The following is a 7,559-nucleotide window of genomic DNA, read 5'->3' on the forward strand; positions in this document are numbered from 1 at the left end:
GTCACAGGCCCACGCGCAGCCCGGCGAAGACCCCGCGCGGTGCCTGCGCATAGCCGGCTGCGGTCTGGTATTCCTCGTCGAACAGGTTTTCCGCCCGGGCGAAAATCTCGACCGGACGCTCGCCCGCGATCTTGCCCAGCGGCATGGAGACGCGCAGGTCGAACACGGTGTAACCGTCGAGCACCACGGTGTTGGCCGCATTGTCGAACGCCTCGCCCACGATCCGCAGGTCGCCGCCGATCACCGGCACGCCGACCCGATCGGGCAGCGGTGCCCAGTCGACCGACAAGGTGGCGGCATTGCTCGGCCGACGGGCGAGTTCATTGCCGAAATTGGCCGTGCCGGTGCTGCGATCCTCGGCCTCTGTATAGGCATAGGCCGCGCGCAGCGTGAGGCCGTTCACCGGCGTTGCGCCTGCTTCGACCTCGATCCCGCGCGCGCGCGCCTGCGACACGTTGTCGTAGGTGCCGAAGGGACGATTGTCGCAGATCCCGGTCTGCACCGGGCAGCCGACGAAGGCGATCAGGTTCTCGCTGTCGCGCTGGAACGCCGTCACGCTCGCATAGAACGGCGAGGTCCGGGTGCCATAGGCGATACCCAGATCGTAGCTGGTGCTTTCCTCGGGCTGAAGGATCGCGTTCCCGTAATCCGAATAGAGCTGATAGAGCGAGGGGGCCTTGAATCCTTCGCCCACGCTCGCGCGCAGCCGTAGGTTGGGCACGATTTCGAAGGTCAGGTCACCGCCGAAGCTGGTCGCGCCGCCGAAATCCTCATGCTCGTCCTGCCGCACGCCGACATGGCCGGCGAGGCCGCCGAACTCGATCCCGGCCTGCACATAGGCGCCGAAGATGCTGGTGTCCGCGCTGCTGGTCGCCCCGAAGGAGGTGCTTTCATAGTCGGACCACAGGTTCTCCGCGCCGAAATTGACGATCAGCGGCCCGATCGGGCGCCATTCGCCGCGCAGCTCCAGTCGGTCGGAATGGCCGTCGCTCTCAAACGTCGCCGCCTGACCCGGCCCGGGCAGGTTGTCGCGCGCCGTGTCGGAGAAGCTGTAGCCGCCCCGCAGGAACAGCGCGCCGCCATCGTAGATCGCGCCGACATTGCCGGACAGCTGGCTGGTTTCCTGAATTTCCTCGGTGTCGCCCAGAGCGTAGGTCGGCGGCGCAAAACCGTCGATGTCCAGCGTGCCTTCGGCATAGCGCAGGCTGCCGATCAGCTCGAACGTGCGGCTGATATAGGCGCGCGCACGGCCATTGACCACGAACTGGCGGAAACCGTCGGGCTCGGTCCCGTTGGCGGCGGCGGAGAAGCCGTCGGTGGTCAGATAGCTCGCCGAACCGCCGATGAAGCCGACATCGCCCGCCAGTCCGCCCTCGATGCTGGAGGCGACCGTGCTGCGCGAGCCTGCCTCGACCGAGCCACCCAAGCCGCTGCGCTCCACGGTGGAGGCGACGAGCACCCCGGCAAGCGCATCGGCGCCCCAGACTACGCTGTTCGCGCCGCGCAGCAGCTCCATCTTGGCGAGGTTCGAACTGGTCAGCGTGCCGAAGTCGAACGCGCCTGCGGGCGAGGCTGTGTCGGCGACCCGCACGCCGTCGATCAGCACCAGCAGCTGGTCGTTCGAGGCACCGCGCACCGAAACGCCGGTGGTCGCGCCCAGCCCGCCGGTGCGGTTGATGGTGACGCCGGGCACGCGGCGCAGCACGCGGGTCAGATCGGGGCCCTGGATCTGCGCGATTTCCTGCGCGCCGATCACGGTCACGGGCTGGCCGGTATCCTCGACCTCGCTGGGGTTGCCGGTGACGGTGATGGTGATCGCGTCTTCGTCGATCTCGAACGCGTCGGAGGCCAGAACCATCTCGTCGGCGTCCGCCTCGGGGTCCTGCACGTCCTGCGCGTAGGCAGGCGCGGTCAGACCCAGGATCGAGCCACCAAGAAACAGAAATGTACGCATAATTTCTCCATCACAAGCAGTGCTGTCGCTCATGACGGAAGGCGTGGGCCAGAATTGCCTGCGCCTTTCCTCCGCTTCCCCGGTGCACCCCGCCCGTGGTCGAACGACGCATCGCGGGCAGGTCTCCTGGCTCCCGGATCAGCGCGGTTCCGCCCACCTTCCCGTGCCGCGGCAAGCTTGGCACAGTGGCAATTCGGGCGGTCCGCTACCCGGTCACAGTTGCGGGGGCAGCTGGAGCTTTCGACTCCATTCCCTCTTAGGTGGCAGCGGCCCGGGCAAGCCGTATCCGCAGCCACACCTGCGATACTGGCGCGCGCATAGGACCATCACCTGCGGCGCGCAACCTCGCGCGCTCGACTGGGGTGTCGATGAAGGGCCATATTAACCGCGATCTTTCATGCCTTTTGGCGATGTGTCCCGTATATATACGCTGCGGTCGACACCGGGCGCGCCCCTGCCCCATCTCGCCTATGCTGGTCGCACCCCCGCAGTCCGTTTTGCCCCGAAAGACCCCTTTGTCGCCATCCCGCCATCAGGCCGACCGCCACGCTTCGCACCGGGACACGCCCGGCAGGCGCGCGCCGATGCGCCGCAAGGCGTGGCACGGGATCGCGGTGCTGACCGGCGCGATCGCGCTGCCCGCGATGGCGGCGCATGCCGAATGGCGACTGCCCGAGGTTGCGCCCGAGGCGAGCGCCATCGTGGCCAGCAATCAGGTCGAGCCGCTGCCGTTCGAACGGGCGGGCGCGACCTTCCCCGGATCGGCGCTCTATTTCCTCGCCGATCCGCCCGCTGCGGCGAGCACGGTCAACGTGCCCGTGGAAAGCAGCACCGGGGTCAACCCGATTGCCGCATGGAATGGCGACCCCGATGCCGCGATCGCGATCGAGACGGCAGGGCCCGCCGCGCGCAGCTTCGTCAGCCGGGGCACGGGAATCGACAAGGCGCGCGCGCTCGATTGCCTGGCCAAGGCGGTCTATTACGAGGCGGCGAGCGAGAGCGAGGGCGGCCAGCGCGCGGTCGCGCAGGTCGTGCTCAATCGCGTCGCGCATCCTGCCTATCCCGATACGGTGTGCGGCGTGGTCTATCAGGGATCACAGCGGCGCACCGGGTGCCAGTTCACCTTTACCTGCGACGGATCGCTGGGCCGCAAGCCATCCGCCACCTACTGGGCGCGCGCGCTCTCGGTGGCGCGGCGCGCGCTGGCGGGCGAGGTCTATGCGCCTGTCGGCCTCGCGACCCACTACCACACGACCTGGGTCAATCCGTACTGGGCGCCCAGCCTAGCGCATATCGGCACGATCGGCGCGCATCGCTTCTACCGCTGGCCCGGCGCGGCGAGCCGGCCCGAAGCATTCAGCGATATCTATCGCGGCGGCGAACCGCTGCCCCAGCCCGCGATCGCCGCCCGCTCCGCCGAACCCGCGCCGGACCCGGTCGCCATTGCCCGTCAATATGAAGCGGCAGACCGCACCGCCCCGACACCGGGCCTGATTGGCGAAAATGCCCGGCAGGCAGAGAGCGTCCAGCCGCGCAGCCAGCCCGTCCGCCCGCAGCCCACCGAAGCGCAGGAAGGGTCCGGCAGCGTGCGGCCCGAATACGCCAATAGCGGGCGCTGGATCGGCCAGCCGAACTGACCCCTTGCCCGGGCGCCACCCCGCATGCAGCATCTGGTTAAGTAGCTGGAAACCCTGCTTATCCGCGAAAGCTAAACGCGCCGCCACGTACCCCGGGCGTATTCCCCTATCACGCAGGATTTCATCACGAATGAGTCGCGGCCTCGCCCCCTCCCGCCCCTCCTTCCGCATTTGCCAGGCCGGTTCCGCCCCCTTGCGGATACCCGAGGCGGCCAACGACAACCTGCGCCCCGGACGCCAGCCGCAGAGCGAGGCGGAGATCCGCGCCGCGCTGGGCCATTTCGCGCAGCACCACCTCAACGCAGCGCAGGACGCGCATGCGCGGGCCGAAGCGGCACTCGCCACCGGGGATCGGGAGGAATTCGCGTTCTGGGCCAATATCTGCCGCGCGCTCGACCGGCGGCTGGCGGCGACCCTGTCCGATGTCCGGGGCCTTCCCGGCTGATCGTCGCGCCGATCGCCGGCTTTCCTGATATGCCACGCGGTCGCTGAACCCGAGAACATTTGTTAACGCGTTTGACACAAAATTAACCATGCTAGACAATCAGGGCGTCATGGCTTCCTCTGGCACCGCCCTTGATCCCGCTGCGCAGGCGGCACCGCCCGAAGACGGCGGCGATGCGCGTTCTTTCATGCTGCATGAGGGTAGCGACAGCGGCAGCGTGCCGGGCGACGACGTGCTGGTGCGCGAGATCGGCGGACGGGTGGACATCCGCCCGGTCATCCATCCCGACCGCAAGCCGCCGCAGCGCAATGTCGGCAAGGCGTGGTATCACTTCAAACGCTACATCAAGGATAAGGAACAGACCAACGAGGTCGTCGCCGTGTTCGACAACCTGCCGTGGCGCGAGTTGCACGACGAAGCCGCGGCCTTCCTGCGGACCGAGCGCGGGCGCGAGATCTATCGGGCCGAACCATATCTGCCCACCTTCCTCGACGATCACGAGACGCTGCGGCGCACACCCAAGGGCAGCTTCGCCCACGCCTATTGCGACTTCATGGAACGCGAGGGGCTGACCGCCGCCGGAATGGTCGAAGCCACGAAGGCGCGCGAGGACGACAATTATTTCGACGACGGGGTCAACTGGTACATCGAGCGTTTGCGCGATTTCCACGACATCCTGCATATCGTGACCGGCTACGGCCGCGACATTCTCGGTGAGCAGTGCATCTTCGCCTACATGTATCACCAGCGGCCCAGCCCCGGGCATCTCTATCTCGCGTGGATCGGCGCACTGATGGTTCGCGCCCAGGCGCTGCGTTCGCGCGCGCCGATCATCGGCGCGCTGCGCGAGGCACGCCGCAATGGCAAAGGCTGCCCGAGGATCGTCGAGCAACCGATCCAGGAGCTTTTCGCGCTGCCGCTCGAAGAAGTCAGGGCGCGGTTCAACACGCCGACGCCGCTCGTCTATAACAGGGTGATGGACATCTTCCGCGAGGAAGGAATTGATCCGCACGCCTTCCTCGCCAGGCAGGAAGACTAGCGGCCGTTTCCGCTCGCCCGGTGTCCCGATGCGTCTGCAAGCGACACCGAATTGGGCGGATAGCGACCGGATACCCAAATCTTAACCGCTTGATCACCATTCTCCCTCTACCGTTCCTGCGGAACCACGGGAAAATTCTCATTTTTGGGTCAGGCAAGATTTTCAAGGGCGCGAAGCCGAGCAGTGTGATCGACCAGAGGCTCCGACGGACCCTGGTGGACTCGCTCTACTCCAATCCGATGAGCCTTCTGATCGGCGCGCTGTGCGGCGTGCTGGTGTGCGCCTACACCGCCTACGTCTCCGACGACCAGGCGCTGCAGGTCGTCGCCTGGGTCTTGGCCGGCGTCGCGTTCATGCGGGTCGCCGTGATGGTCGCGGTTCGCAACGTCCTGCGCGCCAAGAGCAGTACGCTGGAACTGCTGTTCGAATTCGGTGCCTTCGCCTACGCCGGATCGGTCAGCCTGATGGCCGCGCTGGCGATCCTCCATAACGTCAGCGTCGAGGCGCAGATGGTGCTGGTGGTCTATGCGGTCGGCTATGCCACCGCGATCGCGCCGCGCAATGCCGGGCGTCCGTTCATCGCCATCGGCCAGTTGCTGGCGGTGATGGCCCCGCTGACCGGCGCGCTGCTGCTCAGCGATGCGCTGCTGGTGCGTGTGCTGGGCGTCGTCGCGCTGCTGCACATCCCCTCGACCGTGTCGATCACCATCAACGTCTACCGCTCGCTGCGCACGTCGATCGCGGAGGCCGAGACGAACGAGCGGCTGGCCCGCAAGATGGAAGTGCTGGCGCATACCGACATCGTTACCGGCCTGCACAACCGCGCCGGGCTGAACGATGTGCTTGCCGCGCAGGTCCGCCATGGCGGTTCGGATCAGCGGATCGCGCTGTTCTGGCTCGACCTCGACCGGTTCAAGGAGGTGAACGACCTGCTCGGCCACCAGATGGGCGACCGTGTGCTGTCCGAAATCGCGCGCCGCCTGCGCGACAGCCTGCCGGTGGATGCGGGGATCGCCCGCTTCGGCGGCGACGAATTCGTGTTCTTCTGCCAGATCGACGATCGCGCCCAGTGCGAGCGGCTGGCCAACCGCGTGCTCGACCAGATCACCCGCCCGATGCGCCTCGATGGAGAGCGTCTCGAGGTCTCCAGCTCGATCGGGATCGCGACGATGCCCGAGGACGGCGTGGATGCCGACCGCCTGATGCAGGCCGCCGACCTCGCGCTGTACCATGCCAAGCAGGACGGGCGCGGCAAGCTGCGCTTCTTCGATGACGAGATGACCCGCGAGCTGGCCAACCGGCGCGAGATCGAGGCGGAACTGCGCCAGGCGATCCAGCGCGACGAGCTGTCGCTGTTCTTCCAGCCGATCATCGACCTGCAGACCGGCCGCATCCGCTGTTTCGAAGCGCTGCTGCGCTGGTTCCACCCGGTCAAGGGCGAGCTGCGCCCGGCCGAGTTCATCCCGGTGGCCGAGGAAACCGGCGTGATCGTGACGCTGGGCAACTGGATCACCCGCCAGGCCGCACTCGCCTGCGCGCAGTGGCCCGAAGACGTCAGCGTCGCGGTCAACCTCTCGCCGCTCCAGATCAAGGCGCCCGGCGCGGTACTCGCGATCGAGCAGGCGCTGCGAGAGGCCAATCTCGATCCCCGCCGGCTGGAGCTGGAGGTGACCGAGAGCCTGTTCATCGAAGATCACGAACAGACCGCCGCATTTATCAACGAGCTGTCGGCCAAGGGCGTGCGCTTCGCGCTCGACGATTTCGGCACCGGCTATTCCTCGCTTTCGTACATCCACAAGTACCCGTTCTCCAAGATCAAGGTCGATCGCTGCTTCGTCTCCGGGGCGGATGTGGGCCCGCGTGCGCACGCAATCATTCGCGCTGTCGCCGCCATGGGCCGCGGGCTGGACATGGAGATCGTCGCCGAAGGGCTGGAGGAACAGTGCCAGGTCGAAACCGTTCGGGATGCGGGCTGTACGCTGGGCCAGGGCTATTTCTTCAGCCGCGCGGTGCCCGATTACCTCGCCGCGATGCTGCTGGCGCAGGATCGCGAGGGCGACGGATTGCGCGCCGCATAGCGCGCTAATAGCTCTTGCAAATCATTATCTAAAACACCCGGCCCCTTGTCCTTTTTGCCGGTTGCAATCGCGCAAACCCGGGCCTACGTCCCTTCGCCAGAAGCAGGCTTTCGCGCGCAATCCCTCGGGGACGCCGAAGGGGCGTGAGAGTCTTGCACCAACGAACGGCAACCGCGGCGTCCCCGGCAAAAAGGACTGATACGCTCCCATGGCCACTCCCGCAGGACGCAAGAAGATCGCCCTCATCGGCTCCGGCATGATCGGAGGCACCCTCGCCCACCTCGCCGCGAAGAAGGAAATGGGCGACATCGTCCTGTTCGACATCGCCGAGGGCATGCAGCAGGGCAAGGCGCTGCGACTGAGCCAGTGCCGGCCGGGCGCAGCCGGCGACGCCAAGACCACCGGC

The 7,559-nt window shown here is 66.9% G+C and carries 6 protein-coding genes and 1 riboswitch; of the genes, 5 read left to right on the top strand and 1 reads right to left on the bottom strand.

Annotated elements, in window-relative coordinates; genetic code table 11:
* Position 1: 1 nt before the first annotated feature.
* On the bottom strand, positions 2-1,954 hold the full coding sequence (locus KYN89_RS14650; protein WP_222825763.1) for a TonB-dependent receptor plug domain-containing protein: 1,953 nt from the start codon (positions 1,952-1,954) through the stop codon (positions 2-4).
* A 99-nt stretch (positions 1,955-2,053) separates the two neighbouring features.
* Positions 2,054-2,266, bottom strand: a riboswitch (cobalamin riboswitch).
* A gap of 272 nt (positions 2,267-2,538) precedes the next feature.
* Here KYN89_RS14650 and KYN89_RS14655 point away from each other — a divergent pair.
* From KYN89_RS14655 to KYN89_RS14675, 5 genes are all read left to right on the top strand, one after another.
* Positions 2,539-3,591: a cell wall hydrolase gene (locus KYN89_RS14655; protein ID WP_222825764.1), complete on the top strand. Its 1,053-nt coding sequence runs from the start codon at positions 2,539-2,541 to the stop codon at positions 3,589-3,591.
* A gap of 130 nt (positions 3,592-3,721) precedes the next feature.
* Entirely contained in the window at positions 3,722-4,036 is a 315-nt protein-coding gene (locus KYN89_RS14660) for a hypothetical protein (protein WP_248285317.1), read from the top strand.
* Positions 4,037-4,145: 109 nt separating this feature from the next.
* Positions 4,146-5,075 carry a Coq4 family protein gene (locus KYN89_RS14665; RefSeq protein ID WP_222825765.1) on the top strand — a complete coding sequence of 310 codons (930 nt, stop codon included), beginning with the start codon at positions 4,146-4,148 and terminating at the stop codon, positions 5,073-5,075.
* Between the two features lie 215 nt (positions 5,076-5,290).
* A complete protein-coding gene (locus KYN89_RS14670) occupies positions 5,291-7,153 on the top strand; it encodes a putative bifunctional diguanylate cyclase/phosphodiesterase (RefSeq protein WP_346727246.1) in 1,863 nt (620 codons plus the stop codon).
* Positions 7,154-7,361: 208 nt separating this feature from the next.
* A partial coding sequence (locus KYN89_RS14675; protein ID WP_429699577.1) for a lactate/malate family dehydrogenase occupies positions 7,362-7,559 on the top strand: 198 nt, incomplete at its 3' end.

The organism is Alteriqipengyuania abyssalis (genome assembly GCF_019857185.1).
GTDB classification, from domain to species: domain Bacteria; phylum Pseudomonadota; class Alphaproteobacteria; order Sphingomonadales; family Sphingomonadaceae; genus Alteriqipengyuania; species Alteriqipengyuania abyssalis.